Origin of the sequence: Nocardia veterana NBRC 100344 (genome assembly GCF_000308855.1) — a bacterium.
In the GTDB taxonomy this organism is placed as follows: domain Bacteria; phylum Actinomycetota; class Actinomycetes; order Mycobacteriales; family Mycobacteriaceae; genus Nocardia; species Nocardia veterana.
In genome coordinates this window covers 18,523-35,131 of record NZ_BAGM01000076.1, presented here as the reverse complement: position 1 = coordinate 35,131, position 16,609 = coordinate 18,523, and the positions used below count along the sequence as shown (strand labels likewise).

Sequence of the window (16,609 nt, the reverse complement as noted above, 5' to 3'; positions counted from 1 at the left end):
GCTACGGGCCCTCGACCACAGCCGAGTGCGTACCGAGAAGGCAAAGCGGACTTAAGTATTCGTATAGACGAAGCCAAGCCGCATGGGCGATCCTTTTCCGGCTCGCACCGACCCGAGGTGCGACCCGAACCGAGGAGCGCAGAATGAACATCAAAGCCATCGGCGTCGCGGCCGCGACGACCGCCGCGATCGGTGTGGGCGGCGTACTGGCCGCCGCCCCGGCCCAAGCGGGCACCTGGTACACCGCCGACTTCAGCACCTATGCGCAGTGCGACGCGGCCGGGGAATACAAGATCGAGCATCACCAGGCCGTGCAGTATTACTGCGACAACGTGAGCGACCCATGGGAGAAGCAGTTGTGGCGGTTGCACTTCCTGACTCCGTAGGACATTCGCCGGCTGGGCGGAGAGTTCAGCGCGCCAGACCCGTAACGGCCGCACGGCGGTCCATCCGCGCGGCGGATGCCCCATCGATGAGTGAGTAGTGGTCGGTGCCGGGAAGACCAGTAGCCCGGAGTCGTGCCCGGCCTGTCGAACCGTGGCGACGACGCAGCGTCGTCATCCGGCAGCGCATTGGACCGCGGGTCGACGCGCAGCACGAACCGCATCGTCGTTCCACGATTGATTATTGACCGTGTAGTCATTATCGTTGACTTTATGGTCGATATGCCGAGTTGGAATTGATGCGGGTGGTGCTGGCCGGCGTTGCCGGGCTGATGGCACTGGTGGTCGTCGCGATCGCCCGCGAGCGGTCATGACGACCGCGGACCGGCGGCCACGCAGGCGGCTCAGCGCCGATGCCCGGCGCCGGCAGCTCGAGACGGCCGCGATCGAGGTCGTGGCGCGTCGGGGTTTCGCCGCGGCCACCGCTGACGAGATCGCTCATGCCGCCGGGGTTTCCAAGGGGCTGTTGTGGCGCTACTTCGCCAGTCTCGACGAGTTGATCATCCAGGCCGGTCGCCGTGCGCTCGCCGATCTGGAAGCGGCTGTCGCGGCGGATATCGACCTCGACGCCGACGCCGGAGACCTGCTGCGCAGCGCGATCGGGCGCGCCGCGCGGCTGCCGGCCACACACGGCACGCAACTGCGCGCGCTGCGGCAGATCGCCGTGAACCTGCGGGGCCCCGACGGCGAGGCCGCGCTGCGTGACAGCGAGTACGCGTCCCTGCACGAGCGGCAGGCCACGCTCATCCGGCACGGCCAGCAGCGTGGCCAGATCCGGACCGATCTCGACGCGGATCTGCTGGCGGTGATCTATCAGGGGATGGTCGACACCATGCTCGACCATCTCGAGACCCACCCCGGACTCGATCACCGACGCGTCGCCGACCACCTCGCCGAGGTTCTTCTGGCCGGCATCTCCCCACCTCGGTACCTGCGCGGGTGACCCCTGCGGAGCCCGGTGCCGAAACCGGCACCGACACTACGATTTTCAGGAAGACGGTATGAACAGTCAGCAGATCGACAAGGAATTCGCCGACGCCCGTGAGCTTTTGGAGACGGCGTCGATGGCGCGGTTGGCCTACAACGGGCTCGACGGGCTGCCCCGTGTGGTCCCGATCGGGATCTTCTGGACCGGTGCGGAGATCGTCATGTCGACCGCGGCCACCGCGCCCAAGGTAGCGGCGTTGTCCGCCCGGCCCGAGGTCGCCCTGACCATCGACGCCGGCGACACCCCCGGGTCCGCGAAGAACCTGTCGGTGCGCGGCATCGTGCATCTCACCATCGTCGACGGAGTGGTTCCGGAGTACCTCGCGGCCGCGCGGAAGAACTTCGATCCCGAGTTCGCGGTCGAGTTCGAGCGGAACTGCCGGGCCATGTACGACCGGATGGCGCGCATCGCACTCGAACCCCGGTGGGCGCGGTACTACGACTTCGGAGTCGGCCGCATGCCGCAATTCCTCGCCGACCTGGCCGCCAAAGCGAGCTGACCGCACCCCGCCGGATGCCGCAGGACCGACAACAGCGACTGGCCCGACGCATCCGGACCCGGAACGGGCCGACAGCAACCCCACGTCGAAACCCGCCAGGCACCCGGCACCTTCACCCGAAACATGCGCTCGAGTGCCTGTCGGCCGGTGCTGCGTGCCGCCGGCACTGCGGGGTAGCTGCGCGTTCGGACCGGGGCGCGGAGCGAAAAATCATGTACCCCTGTGTTTTACGGGTCGTCTGCCGGAACGATCGACATCGGCGCCGCCGGTGTGGCATGCTCCGATTCATGCCGTCCGCCATCGATGCCGTCGGAAGTTCGGTGCCGCTCACGGTCACCTGCGCGAACGTGGTCCGCCGATATCGGGTCGGTGGACAGACGGTTCGAGCGCTCGACGGGGTCGACGTGACGATAACCGGCGGGCACTTCGTCTCGATCGTCGGCCCGTCCGGGTCGGGTAAGAGCACACTCCTGCACTTGCTGGGTGCGCTGGACAAGCCGGATGCGGGTTCGATCAGGTTCGGCGATACGGAGATCGGCGAGCTGAACGACGAGCAGCAGTCCGAATTCCGGCGCCGGCGGGTCGGTTTCGTCTTTCAGTTCTTCAACCTGCTGCCGACGATGTCGGCCTGGGAAAACGTGGCCATTCCGAAGCTGGTCGACGGGGTGGCGCTGCGCAAGGCGAAGCCCGCCGCGCTCGCGCTGCTGGACCGGGTGGGACTGGGGGCGCGTGCCGAGCATCGGCCGGCGGAATTGTCCGGTGGTGAGATGCAGCGGGTCGCGGTCGCACGGGCGTTGATGATGGATCCGCCACTGATCCTGGCCGACGAGCCGACCGGCAATCTCGATTCGAAGACGGGGCTCTCGATTCTCGAGTTGCTGGCCGAGGTCGCCGGTGAGGCCGGGGTCGGCCGGGCAGTGGTGATGGTGACCCACAACCCGGACGCGGCCCGGTCGACCGATCGGGTCCTCACCTTGCAGGACGGGCAGATCACATCCGACGAAATGACCGCGGCGACAGCGAAATCCGGATAACACCCGGCCGACTGCCGGCCGGGCGAGAACATCGCCCGGGGTGGATGGCCCACAACCTGGAGTGCCGGCTGTCCGTGCCCGGCGGATGCGCGAGAGTCGCGCTGGTCGACGGAGGTCGCGGGCATTCGGGCGCGGACCTGCGCATTGCCCGGCGGTAACTCGCGGTGACAGATATCCTTTGCGCCTAGCGGGGACGGCGGGATTCGGGATGTGGTGCGATATGAAACAGGGCAGCGCGCTCTGGGATCGGTTCCGGCTGTTCAATATCGGCGAGCTGCTGGCCCATCCCGGGCGGACACTGATGTCCCTGACGGTGCTCGGTGTGTCGGCGTCGCTCATGGTGGCGGTGTTCAGTATTTCCGGATCGCTCACCGGTTCCATGGACAAGCTCGTCGACCAGCTGTGCGGGGATTCCGCGGTCGAGGTCAGTGGGATCACCGACGCCGGATTCCGACAGGACCTGGTGGGCGAACTCGAGTCCGTGCCGGGAGTACGCACCGTGGTGCCGATGGTGCGGATGCAGATCGGGTCGAACGAGAATCGCGCGCTACTGGTGGGGGCGGATGCCCGGATCACGCAGTTGGGCAGTTCGCTCACCGATGCGTTCGCCGCCGACGCCGGGAAACTGCTGTCCGTACCCGACGGAGTCCTGGTCGGCGCGGCGATGGGCTACCGAGTCGGCGACACCGTACCGCTGGCCGATGGGAAAGCCACGGTGGCGGGCGTCGTGAACGATGCCGGGGCCGGTGCACCGAACAATGGGCACATTGTGGTGACGACCCTCGCGACCGCGCAGCGACTCACCGGCCGTATCGGGCAAGTGGATTCGGCGCAGATCATCGCCGCCCCCGGTACGGACATCGGGCGGTTGCGCACGGCGCTGTCCGACGTGGTGAACGGCCGGGCCGTGGTCGCCGACCCGGGCATGCGGGCCGCCCAGACCGGGGGAGTCGTTGCGCTCATCCGATATTCGAGCCTGATGACCGCCGCTGCGGCGCTGGTGGTGTCGGCCTTCCTCACGTACAACGCGATGGCGATGGCAATTGCCGAGCGGCGTCCGACCTTGGCGGTGCTGCGGGCGATCGGGGCCGGGCGCGGCCCGATGGTGCGGGATCTGTTCCTGGAAGCCGTTCTGGTCGGACTGTGTGGCGGTCTGGTCGGTGCGGGGATCGGCGTCGTGGCGGGGCGGATCGCGATCGGTCAATTGCCGGCGGCCGTCGTGCAATCGATGGAGGCCCGGACGGAATACCTCGTGCCTGGCTATGCCGTGCCCGTAGCGGTCGGATTGTGCGTGCTGGCGGGCGTCGTGGCGGCGGCGTTCGCGGCGCGGGCGGTGTATCGGGTGCGGCCGATCGAGGCGCTGACGCCGGTGGCGGTGGCCAACGCCGAAGGCATCCGGCCGGTCTGGCGCCGGGCCGCGGCCGTGCTGGGGCTGGTGCTGGTGGCGGCGGTGATCTTGGTCGCGGCGACCGTTCCGGGATTGTGGTCGCTGGCATCGGTGTCGCTGGCATTCGGAGCGTTGATCGTGTTGTGGTTCGCGGCGAGCGCGCAGGTCGTGCGGGCCGCCGCGGGGATCGCTCGTCGGTTCGGTGGCCCCGGGGCGCTGGCCGCCACCAACCTCGAACGGGCTCCCCGCCGGGTGTGGGCGACCGCGATGACCGTCCTGATCGGAGTATCCGCGGTGGTTTGCACCGGCAGCGCCACCCGAATCGTGGTCGATTCCGCGGGTCAGAGTTTCGAACATCTCGCGTCGGCCGACTTCTGGGTGACACCCGGATCGATGGACCAGTTCCCGACCGGCCCGCTGTTGCCGAACGGCCTGGCCCAGCGGATCGCGGCCGTGCCCGGGGTCGCGGCCGTCAGCCCCGTACAGCTGGCGTTCGCGAATGTGGGCTCCGAACGCGTGATGCTGCAGGGAATTCCGGTGCCGGGGCAGGGAGCTCCCGCCGATCCGCGGCGGCTGAATACGGCGGTCACCGCGGAAGCGGCGCAGGCGGTGGTATCGGGAAAGGGCGTGGTGATCTCCCGCGACATCGCCCGCACCCTGCGGGTATCGGCGGGGGGTACCCTCACCCTCCCCACTCCGACGGGGCGGCATCAGGTCCGGATCGTCCAGGTGATTCCGTACTTCGCCGCCATCGCCGGGACCATCATGCTGGATCTGCCGCGCATGCGGGAGTGGTATCAGCGGCCCGGGGAAACGATGCTCGGGGTCGAGCTCGCGCCCGGCGCCGATCGGGAAGCCACCTGTGCCGAGCTGCGACGGGTGGTACCCCGTGAGCTGTCCATCGATTCCGGCGCGGAGGCCGTGGCGGAGACCTCGGGCAGTCTGCGGCAGGGGACCGCGCTGGCCACGAACACCTCGTGGATCGTGATGGTGGTAGCCACCGTCGCGCTGCTCAATACGTTGATGCTGGCGGTGCTGGATCGGCGGCGCGAGATCGGGGTGCTGCGCGCGATGGGCACAAGTCGGCGCTTTCTGCTGCGCTCGGTGCTGGCCGAGGCGGTCGGGATCGGCGTGCTCGGCGCCGCAGGTGGGTTGCTGGGCGGCGCCGCAATCCAGTATCTGGGCGCCGTGGCGATCGGGCGAGCGATGGGAATAGATATTCGCTATGAATTCGGTCCCATGCTCGCGGGTTACGGTGTGATAGCTCTACTTCTGGCACTGGCGGGGTCGATTCCTCCGGCACTGCGGGCAACTCGCATGCCGGTTGTCGAGGCGCTGGCAGTCGACTGATCGCTGGAGCCACACCTTCGGCCGCGAGTCGATCATCGATGCTTGCTGTGCGGCTGCGGGACTCGGGAGTACTCCGAAAAAGTTCGGGAAACCCGCTGTGCCGCTGCCTGTTTCCCATGACTGAGACCACAATTGCGATGTTGTCGATATGATAGCCGGGCGTTGTGTCGCAGTGCGGAAACGGAGGGCCGGGATATGTTCGGCACGAGGTCGGCTGTCGCTCTCGTGCTGGTTCGTTTTTCTCGGCGCCGGAACTCGGGCCGGTATCCGTTGAGCTGGGGGGGCCGTCGGGAACGGGTTGTTGCCCACTGGTGCCGGCGGGCGAATGTCGTCGGTATGAAACCGATATTCGTCTCATCGACCGCATGTCGCGCAGCGTGGTCGGGGCGGGAGTTCGCGTCGGTGCGCGCCGCGTGCTGCCCGCCGCGGCTTGCCTGAACAGCTGCGTGACCGATCGGTGGATTGCGGATTGTCGAACGAGGAAAAGCTCAGGGCCTACCTACGTCGCACACTGGGTGAGGCGCGTGAGGCTCGAGGCGAGGTCCAACGGCTGCGGGCGCAGCAATCCGAACCGATCGCGGTGGTCGGTATGGCATGCCGACTGCCGGGCGGCGTGACGACACCCGACGAATTGTGGGATCTGGTCGACGGCGAACGCGACGCGATCGGTTCCTTTCCGACGGATCGCGGCTGGGATACCGCCGCACTCTACGATCCGGATCCGGACGCGCCGGGGCGGACCTACTCGTGTGCCGGCGGATTCCTCGACAACGCCGCCGATTTCGACGCCGAATTCTTCGGAATATCGCCGCGCGAGGCTTCGGCGATGGATCCTCAGCAGCGGCTGCTGCTGGAAACCGCCTGGGAGGCCGTCGAATACGCCGATATCGATCCGCTCTCACTGCGGGGCAGCAGGACCGGAGTATTCGCCGGTGCCTCCGCGAACGACTACGGGGCCCGGCTGCTCGGCAGTGCGCAGTGGCCGCGGGTCGAGGGGCACTGGCTGACCGGTAGCGCGCTCAGTGTCGTCTCCGGCCGCATCGCCTATCACCTGGGGCTGCACGGCCCCGCGCTGTCCATCGATACCGCCTGCTCGTCCTCGCTGGTGGCCGTGCACGAGGCGAGTCGCTCGCTGCGGTCCGGGGAATGCGATCTGGCGCTGGCGGGCGGGGCGACGGTCATCGCGACGCCCGCGGGCTTCTTGTCCTTCGCGCGCCAGCGGGCACTGGCCGCCGACGGCCGCTGCAAATCGTTCGCCGCCGCGGCCGACGGTGTGGGCTGGGCCGAAGGCGCGGGCATGCTGCTGCTGGAGCGGTTGTCCGATGCCCAGCGCAACAACCGCACCATCTGGGCGGTGATCCGGGGCAGCGCGATCAACCACGACGGTGCGAGCAACGGCTTGACCGCGCCGAACGGGATTTCGCAGCAGCAGGTGATCCGAGCGGCACTGGCATCGGCGGGGTTGTCCGCTCGCGATATCGACGTGGTGGAGGCGCACGGCACCGGCACCCGGTTGGGGGATCCGATCGAGGCCCATGCCTTGCTGGCCACCTACGGACAGGATCGGCAGGGCCGCCCGCCGGTGGTGGTCGGTTCGCTGAAGTCCAATATCGGGCACACTCAGGCCGCGGCCGGGGTGGCGGGCATGCTGAAGGTCATCGTGGCCATGCGCCATGCTCGCGTGCCGCGTTCGCTGCACATCGATGAGCCGAGCCCGCATGTGGACTGGTCGTCGGGTGCGGTGGAGCCGGCGGTGGCGGCGCGGCCGTGGGACAGCGACGGGCGGCCGCGCCGGGCGGCGGTGTCGGCGTTCGGGATCAGCGGGACCAATGCGCACGTCCTCGTCGAGGAGGCGCCGCCGGTGGAGAGGGCCGCCGCTCGTGGTGGCGGCGGTGTACCGGTTCTGCCGTGGGTGCTCTCGGCCCGCGATGCGCCGGGACCGGCTCGGCAGGCCGGGCGACTGGCGAGTTGGGTGCGGGCGCAACCGGGAGTGTCCGCCGCGGATGTCGCGTGGTCACTGGGTAATCGCCCGCAGCTCGAGCACACCACGGTCGTACTGGGTAGCGACCGGGACGAGCTGGTCGCGGGGCTGGCGGCGGTGGCGCAGCGGCGTCCTTGTCCAGCTGTTGTCGACGGGGTGGCCCGACCGGGGAAGACGGCCTTCGTTTTTCCGGGGCAGGGCGCCCAATTCGCCGGGATGGGGCGGGAACTGTACCGGACCTTCCCGGTCTTCGCCCAGGCCTTCGACGAGGTGGCCGCGGCACTGGAACATGCAGGCGTGCCGTCGGTCTCGGCCATGCTGGACGGCGACGCGGACGGCCTCGACCGTACCGATCGCGCGCAGCCGACGCTCTTCGCCGTCGGGATCGCGCTGTATCGGCTGCTCGAATCCTGGGGCATCCGAACCGATTTCGTGATCGGGCATTCGATCGGTGAGCTCGCGGCCGCCCAGGTCGCCGGGGTGTTCGACCTGGCCGACGCGGCGGTGCTGGTGGCCGCTCGCGCACGACTGTTGGGCGCCCTGCCGCCGGGAGGTGCGATGGCGGCGGTGTCGGCGGCCGCGGCCGAAGTGCGTTCGGCGCTGGTCGACGGGGTGGAAATCGCGGCGGTCAACGCGCCGGAATCGGTGGTGGTGTCGGGGACCGCGGACCGGGTCGAGGAGGTGACCGCCGCCTTGCGAGCCGGCGGACACCGTGTCGATCGCCTGGCGGTGTCACATGCCTTCCATTCGGCGCTCGTGGCGCCGATCCTGGACGAGTTCGCGGCGGTCGCCGAGCGGATCGAGTACCGCACACCGGCGATTGCGATGGTCGGCGCCCGCACCGGTTCGATCGCCGGCCCGGAGCTGACCCGTCCGGACTATTGGGTGCGTCAGATTCGGGAGCCGGTCCGGTTCGCCGAGGGCGTGCGGGCCCTGGTCGATGCCGGCGCTGTCCGGTTCGCCGTGCTGGGGCCGGACGGCGGGCTGTCCGGACTGGTGGCGGCGGCCGCCGGCAGTAGGGACGTGCTGGCGGTGGGCGCGTTGCGGAAGGGCCGCGACGAGGTCCGTGCGACGATCGAATCGGTGGCGGCGCTGTACGTCGATGGCGCCGAGGTGGATTGGCGCGCGATACTCGCCGGCGAATCCGCCGCATACGTACCCGTGCCGACCTACGCCTTCGCGCATCAGCGCTATTGGGCCGAAGCGACTCCCGCTGCGGGCGATCCCCCTGCGGCGCACGGTCACCCGTTGACGAATGCGGTGGTGGCACTGCCGGATTCCGGCGGCGTGGTGTTGCGAGGCCGCCTGTCGACTGCCGCGCAGGCCTGGTTGGCCGACCATCGGATCGGCGAGCGGGTCGTACTCGCGGGCTCGGTCCTGGTCGAATTGGCCGTGCGCGCCGGTGACGAGGCCGGCTGCCCGAACATTCGCGAACTGTCCATGGCCGCGCCGGTGCCGGTGTCCGAGGCGGGTGTGGACGTGGAGGTGATCGTCGGTGCGGCCGACGAGGCCGGGTGCCGTCCGGTGGCGGTGTATTCGCGCGAGCTCGCCGACGAGGACGGGTGGCGGCTGCATGCCGAAGGGACGCTGACCCCGAACAGCCTCGGCGCGCCGACCGATCCGATCGACTGGCCACCCGAGGACACCACCCCGGTCGACCTGACGGACTGGTACGAACGGCTGGCGGCGGCCGGATACCACTACGGGCCGGCGTTCCGGGGGATGACCGCGCTGTGGCAGCGCGGCGCCGAACTGTATGTCGAAGCCGCCCTGCCGGATTCGTGCGGTTCCGCGGGATTCGGGCTGCACCCGGCGCTGCTCGATGCGGTGTTGCACGCGCACCTGGTCACCCGCGGCGTCGACGACCCGGTGCTGATGCCGTTCACCTGGCAGGAGGTCGCCCTGCACGCGTGCGGCGCAACAGCGGTCCGCGCGCGCATCACGCCCGGGGCGGACGGCGGACTGAGGGTGGAGATCGCCGACCCGCAGGGTCGGCCGGTCCTGTCGGTGGGCACGTTGCGTGCGCGGGAGGCGCCTGCCCCGACCGCCTCGGAGATACCCGTCCGGGCCTTGGAATGGCAGCCGGTGCGGACCTCGCGGGCGTCGGTGCCGTATGTCCGGTGGGACGATGCCGTGGCGGACACGGCGCCGGAACATGTGGTTCTCGATCTGCGGAACATCGGCGACCGAGCCGATGTCAGCGGCGAGACGCACAGGGCGCTGGAGGCGACCGTCGCCGTCCTGCAACGGTTTTCGCGCGAGGAGAGATTCGCCGAGCGCACGCTGCTGGTGTGTACGCGCGGCGCGGTCTCGGTGACCGATGCCGATGCGGCACGTCCCGCGGCGGCGGCGATCTGGGGTCTGGTGCGTTCGGCGCAGGCCGAGGAACCGGGCCGGATAGTGCTGTGTGACGGTGACCCGAGCGCGGCTACCGTCGAGCTGGTCGAGGTGGCCGCCGGCGTGCGGGAACCACAAGTCGCGGTGCGCGGCGGCACCGGATATGTGCCACGACTGGTCCGCGCTCGCGCTGCGAACGCACCGGCACCCGACCTGACCACCGGCACGGTCCTGATCACCGGCGGCACCGGGGGATTGGGGGCCGTGCTGGCACGGCATCTGGTGCAGCACTACGGTGTTCGGCACCTGGTATTGGCGAGTCGCCGCGGGCGGGAGGCGCCGGGAGCGAACGAGCTACCCGGTGAACTCGCCGAATTCGGCGCGATGGTGTCGATCGCGGCCTGCGATGTCGCCGATCGAGAGTCCGTCCGGGAGTTGGTGGCGGCGGTGCCGGACGATGCGCCGCTCGTCGGGGTGGTGCATGCGGCCGGAGTGCTGGCAGACGGTCTGGTCGGCGCGCTCACGCGGAACGCGCTCGACCGTGTCCTGCGACCCAAGGTCGAGGGGGCATGGCATCTGCACGAGCTGACCGCGGACCGCGATCTCCGGATGTTTCTGCTGTTCTCCTCCGCGGCCGGAGTGGTCGGCGCCCCCGGGCAGGCGAATTACGCGGCGGCGAACGCGTTCCTGGACGGGTTGGCCCGGTATCGGCGCGGGATCGGGCTGCCGGGCGTATCGATCGCGTGGGGGCCGTGGGCCGCCGATCGTGGGATGACCGCGACACTGGGCGCGCGTGAGCTCGCCCGGCTCGGCCGAGCCGGTTTCACACCCTTGTCGGCAGCCGCGGGACTGGAGCTGTTCGATGCGGCGGTGCGCACCAGCTGTCCCGATATCGTTGCGGCTCACCTCGATATTCAGGCGCTACGGGAACACTCCCGGACGGGGACGGCGGCGCCGATCCGGAATTTCCCGGCCCCCACAGGCCCGGCCGTCGCGCACCGTGACGGCGGGTCGGTGGAAGCTGTAACGGGCCGGTTCGCTGATCCGAACGATGCCGATCGCCGTGCGATGGTGCGCGAGCTGATCATCACCGAGATCGCGGCGGTTCTCGGTTACGACGGGCCCGACCGCATCGATGCCGATCGAAACTTCCGGGACCTCGGATTCGATTCCCTGACGGCGCTCGAGGTTCGCAATCGAGTCCGGCGGGTCACCGGCGTTTCCGTGCCGGCGACGGCGATCTTCGATTATCCGACGCCCGCGTCGCTCACCGCGCACGTACTCGAAAAGCTCGGCGTGGCACGGCCTTCGCGACCGCGGACCGCGGTGCGGGAGCGGGTAGGGACCGCGGAGCCGGTGGCCATCGTCGGGGTGGGCTGTCGCTATCCGGGCGGGATCACGTCCCGCGCCGGATTGTGGGATCTGGTGGCCGAGGGCCGCGACGCGGTGCACGAATTTCCGGACGATCGCGGATGGGACCCGGAGATATTCGATCCGGACCCGGCCGCTGTGGGGAAGTCGTATACGCGCTCGGGCGGATTCCTCTACGACGCGGGCGATTTCGATGCCGAGTTCTTCGGTGTCAGCCCGCGTGAGGCGCTGGACACTGATCCGCAGCAGCGGGTATTCCTCGAAGTGGCCTGGGAGGCGCTGGAAGACGCCGGAATCGACCCGGCGACGTTGCGGGGCAGCGACACCGGGGTCTTCGCAGGCGTGATGTATCACGATTACGGGTCGCCGACGAGCGCTGGTTCGCTCGTGTCCGGCCGGGTGGCGTATGCGCTGGGCCTGGAGGGGCCCGCGGTGTCCGTGGACACGGCGTGTTCGTCGTCGCTGGTGGCGATTCACCAAGCCTGCCAGGCATTGCGGGCCGGCGATTGCGGACTCGCGCTCGTCGGCGGCGTGACCATCATGGCCACGCCGGCGGCATTCGTCGAGTTCTCCCGGCAGCGTGGGCTGTCCGTCGATGGTCGGTGTAGGTCGTTCGGTGCGGGTGCTGATGGTGTGGGGTGGGGTGAGGGTGCGGGGGTTGTTGTGTTGGAGCGGTTGTCGGTTGCGCGTGCTCGGGGTCGTCGGGTGTTGGGGGTGGTGTGTGGGTCGGCGGTGAATTCGGATGGTGCGTCGAATGGTTTGACGGCGCCGAATGGTCCGTCGCAGGTGCGGGTGATTCGGGCGGCGTTGGCGAACGCCGGGCTGGGGCCGGCTGATGTGGATGTGGTGGAGGGTCATGGGACGGGGACGGTGTTGGGTGATCCGATCGAGGCGCAGGCGTTGTTGGCGGTGTATGGGCGGGGTCGGGATCGGGATCGTCCGTTGTGGTTGGGGTCGGTGAAGTCGAATGTGGGCCATACGCAGGCGGCGGCGGGTGTGGCCGGGGTGATCAAGATGGTTGAGGCGATGCGGCATGGGGTGATGCCGCGTTCGTTGTACGCCGAGAGGCCGAGTCCGCATGTGGATTGGGGCTCGGGTGCGGTCGAATTGCTGAGTGACGCGCGGGAGTGGGTAGCCGCGGACGGCCGGCCGCGGCGGGCTGGGGTGTCGTCGTTCGGGATCAGTGGCACCAATGCGCACCTCATCCTGGAAGAGGCCCCGGCACAGCCGGTCTCCTCCGGCCCGAATATGCCGGTGGTGCCATGGGTGGTGTCCGCACGGTCTGCCGCCGCGCTGCAGGCACAGATCGCGCGGCTCCGGCACTGGCTGGAAGCCCGTCCCGAGGTGTCCGCGGCCGACGTGGGGTTCTCGCTGGCGAAGCGGTCGGTCTTCAGGTATCGCGCCACGGCGGTGGGCGTCGACCGGAGTGAGTTGATCGCCGGGCTCGCCGGGGCCGGAACGGGTTCGGCGGCGACCGGAAAGACCGTCTTCGTCTTTCCCGGACAGGGCGCCCAATACGCGGCGATGGGGCGGGAACTGTACGACGCGTTCCCGGTTTTCGCCGACACGGTGCGCGGCATCTGCGACCCGGGGTGGCTGTTCGATACGGGCACGGACCTGGACGCGACCGAGAACACTCAGACGGCATTGTTCGCAATCGGTGTGGGACTGTTCCGGTTGCTCGAATCCTGGGGTGTGACACCGGATCTGGTCCTCGGGCATTCCATCGGGGAGGTAGCTGCCGCGCACGTGGCGGGAGTACTGTCGCTCCGCGACGCACTGCGGGTGGTGCATGCTCGAAGCCGGCTCATGGCCGCCTTGCCGGCGGGAGGCGCCATGGTGGCCGTGACCGCCGATGCCGCCGAGATCGCCGACCTTCCCGCCGACGTCACGGTGGCGGCGGTGAATGCGCCCGCCGCGCTGGTACTTTCCGGCCCGGAGGCGTCCATCGAGCAGGTCACGGACACTTTTCGCGAACGCGGACAGCAGGTCTCCCGGCTGCGGGTATCGCACGCCTTCCATTCCGCGCTGATGGATCCGATCCTGCCCGGTGTCGCCACCGAGATCGGCGATATCGAATTCCACACTCCTCGGATCACTCCGGTCTCCACCGTGACGGGGGACCTCGCGGACGACGACTACGGCAGTGTGGACTATTGGACGCAGCAGATCCGCCGGCCGGTGCGCTTCGCCGATGCGGTCGCCACAGCTCTGGCCGCCGGCGGATCCCGATTCGTCGAACTCGGTCCCGGAAGATCGGCGTCGGCCATGGTGGCCGAGAACATCGGCGAGCACTCCGCGATCACCGTGCCGTTGTTGCGCGCCGGGCAGGATGAACGGCGGACGGTGCTCGCCGGACTGGGGCGGTTGTTCACGGCCGGTGGTCGTGTGGACTGGGAGCGAATATTCGACGGCTCCGGGGCGACGTTGGTGGATCTGCCCGCGTATGCCTTTCAGCGGGAACGATATTGGCGCCCCGCCGCCGCGATCGGCGATTCGCCGGCCGCGGGGCTCGCCCGAATCGAACACCCGATACTGGTGGCCGCGACCCAGGAGCCGGACTCCGGTGGCCTGCGGTTCAGCGGCCGGCTGTCGCTCGCGGCAACACCCTGGCTGGCCGACCATCGGATAGCGGGCAAGGTACTGTTTCCCGCCGCGGCGATGGTGGAACTGGCCATCCGCGCCGGCGACGAGGTCGGATGCGGGCTGCTCGACGAACTGACCCTGCGGGTGCCGCTGGTGGTGCCCGAGACCGGCGGCCTCGCGGTCCACGTGCACGTCGGCGCGGCCGGTGACGCGGGACGGCGCCCGGTCACCATCCACGCGCGCGGACAATCGAATCCGGCGGAGTGGACACTGCACGCCGAGGGTGTGGTGGCTCCGCAGGGTTCGGCCGCGGCCACGGCCGAACCGGGCACCTGGCCGCCGCCGAATGCGGTGGAGGTCGACCCACGCGACCGATACCGACGCCGCGCCGATGCCGGGTACGGCTACGGTCCGGCCTTCCGCGGCGTGCGAAGTCTGTGGTGCGACGGAGAGCACTGGTTCGCCGAGGTGGACCTGCCGGATTCGCTGAGCGACAACCGATTCGGGATCCACCCCGCCCTGCTCGATGCCGTCGTGCATGCTCGGGTCCTGGCCGTCGACGATACGGCCGCCGATGCGCTGCTCCCGTTCGTGTGGGAAGGGACGCGGCTGTGGGCGACGGGCGCGCGGCATGTGCGCGTCCACGGCCGTCCGAGCGGTCCGGACGGCGGGGAGACTATCGAGGCGTTCGATGCCGCCGGCCGGCCGGTGCTGTCGGTTCGGCGACTGCTGGCGCGGCCCGCAGCGCACGACGACGTGCGGGCCGAGACGGCCGACGAAGTACCGAAACTTCGGCTCCTGCACACGATTCCGATCGCGGCACCGGCAGGTGAGTCCTCGGGCGAAGGTGAGGTCGAAGTCCTCGGCCTGGCGGCCGCGCGCGCCGTCGTCGCGGGTTCGGGCCGAGCTCCTGAGGTGCTGGCCGTCGACTGCGGAAGTCCGGCGGTCGATTCCGAGGTACCGGACGCCGTCGCGACCGTGTTGGACGGAATGCTCGAATTGCTCCAGGGCTTCCTCGGCGCACAACGATTCGAGCGGACGCGCCTGATGGTGTTGACCCGCGGGCTGACCGGAGGCGCGGTGCGCGCTCTGGTGCGGTCCGCCGCTGCCGAGGAACCCGGGCGGATCACGCTGGTGGACCTCCGCGGCGACCTCGGCAGCGTGGATATCGCCGCCCTCACCCGCCTCGACGAGCCCGAGCTCATCGTCCGCGACGGCGCGCTGTCGGTGCGGCGGCTCGCGCGCGTGGACGCGCTCGAGCGGTCCCGTACGCCGGCTACGGACGCCGACCCGGACGCGGCCGCCGGCCAGGCGCCGGATCCGAACGGAACGGTGCTGATCACCGGTGGCACCGGTGGCCTGGGGGCGGAACTGGCGCGCCACCTGGTGACCGCACACGGCCTGCGCCACCTGATCCTCGCGGGGCGGCGGGGCCCGCGGGCGCCGGGGGCCGCGGGCCTGCGCGACGAGCTGACCCGGTTGGGCGCGCACGTCGACATCGTCGCCTGCGACGTCACGGACCGGTCGGCTGTCGCGGACCTGCTGAACAGCATCCCGGCCCGGCATCCACTGACCGCGGTCGTGCACGCCGCGGGCGTGCTGGACGACGGGATCCTGGCCCGACTCACCTCCGAACGCATGCGACATGTGTTGGCGCCCAAGGTGAGCGGCGCGTGGCACCTGCACGAACTCACCCGCGCGCGGAAACCCGCCTGGTTCGTGTTGTTCTCCTCCGTCGCTGGAACGATCGGCACGGCCGGGCAGGGCAATTACGCGGCAGCCAACGGATTTCTGGACGCCCTCGCCGAATACCGCCACGAACAGGGACTGCCGGCGGTTTCGATCGACTGGGCGCTGTGGGCGGCCGATTCCGGGATGGCCGGCGCCCTCGGCGCGGCCGAGGCCGCCCGGATCGGCCGCATCGGCCTGCGGCCGCTGCCGACCGCGGCGGCGCTGGCGCTGTTCGACGCGGCCGTCGCGCAACCCGAACCGGTGGTCGTCGCCGCGGACTTCGACCGCGCGGCCCTGCGCGAGTCCGGCCGCACCCGGCGGTTGCCGCCGATCCTGGCCGACCTGGCAGGGCTGCGCCCGGCCGCTGCCGCGGCGTCGGTCGTCACGCTCGAACTGGCCGACCTGCCCCCGGACCAGCAACGTAAACGATTGCTGGAAACGGTGCGTTCGCAGATCGCCGTGGTCCTCGGGCACCGCGGCTCGGAGCGCATCGACCCGGACGCGAACTTCCGCGACCTCGGCTTCGACTCGCTGGCCGCGGTCGAACTCCGCAACGCCCTCGGCGCCACCACCGGCCTCCGGCTACCGGCCATCGCGGTCTTCGACCACCCCACACCGGCGGCCATGGCCACCTATCTGCATCGGCAGCTGTACGACTCGGGACCGGAGGCGGTACTCGCTGACCTCGCGCGCCTGGAGGCGCGGCTGCGCCGCCTCGAATCCGGTGACGTCGCGGCGACCGAAGTCCTGGCCCGCCTGGAGGAGTTGACCCGTAGATGTCGCGAATCGACCACAGCTGCCCCGCCGGCGCGCGACGACGACGATCTGCAGACGGCAACCGCCGCCGAACTCGTCGAACTGATTCAACAGGAATTCGGCACATCATGATCGGCCCGGTCGCG

At 69.8% G+C, this 16,609-nt stretch carries 6 protein-coding genes; all 6 read left to right on the top strand.

Translation table 11 applies throughout. The annotated features are described in order from the left end of the window. Positions 1 to 143: 143 nt before the first annotated feature. The 6 genes from ON37_RS13270 to ON37_RS32925 all read left to right on the top strand — a co-directional run bounded on the left by ON37_RS13270 (position 144) and on the right by ON37_RS32925 (position 16,595). Entirely contained in the window at positions 144 to 386 is a 243-nt protein-coding gene (locus tag ON37_RS13270) for a hypothetical protein (RefSeq protein WP_040719500.1), read from the top strand. Between the two features lie 367 nt (positions 387 to 753). Further along, positions 754 to 1,386 (top strand): TetR family transcriptional regulator, encoded by a 633-nt coding sequence (locus tag ON37_RS13265; protein ID WP_040719498.1) that lies wholly within the window; start codon positions 754 to 756, stop codon positions 1,384 to 1,386. Positions 1,387 to 1,444: 58 nt separating this feature from the next. Next, a complete protein-coding gene (locus ON37_RS13260) occupies positions 1,445 to 1,930 on the top strand; it encodes a pyridoxamine 5'-phosphate oxidase family protein (protein WP_040719496.1) in 486 nt (161 codons plus the stop codon). Between the two features lie 287 nt (positions 1,931 to 2,217). Beyond that, positions 2,218 to 2,964, top strand: coding sequence for an ABC transporter ATP-binding protein (locus ON37_RS13255; RefSeq protein WP_051031558.1), 747 nt, complete (start codon positions 2,218 to 2,220; stop codon positions 2,962 to 2,964). Between the two features lie 220 nt (positions 2,965 to 3,184). Further along, entirely contained in the window at positions 3,185 to 5,701 is a 2,517-nt protein-coding gene (locus ON37_RS13250; RefSeq protein WP_040719495.1) for an FtsX-like permease family protein, read from the top strand. Positions 5,702 to 6,170: 469 nt separating this feature from the next. Further along, on the top strand, positions 6,171 to 16,595 hold the full coding sequence (locus tag ON37_RS32925; RefSeq protein WP_168441299.1) for a type I polyketide synthase: 10,425 nt from the start codon (positions 6,171 to 6,173) through the stop codon (positions 16,593 to 16,595). Positions 16,596 to 16,609 lie beyond the last annotated feature (14 nt).

Excerpts from the sequence above, each read along its gene's own strand:
- ON37_RS13255 (WP_051031558.1), top strand. The coding sequence starts at position 2,218 with ATGCCGTCCGCCATCGATGCCGTCGGAAGTTCGGTGCCGCTCACGGTC.
- ON37_RS13265 (WP_040719498.1), top strand. The coding sequence starts at position 754 with ATGACGACCGCGGACCGGCGGCCACGCAGGCGGCTCAGCGCCGATGCC.
- ON37_RS13250 (WP_040719495.1), top strand. The coding sequence starts at position 3,185 with ATGAAACAGGGCAGCGCGCTCTGGGATCGGTTCCGGCTGTTCAATATC.
- ON37_RS13260 (WP_040719496.1), top strand. The coding sequence starts at position 1,445 with ATGAACAGTCAGCAGATCGACAAGGAATTCGCCGACGCCCGTGAGCTT.
- ON37_RS13270 (WP_040719500.1), top strand. The coding sequence starts at position 144 with ATGAACATCAAAGCCATCGGCGTCGCGGCCGCGACGACCGCCGCGATC.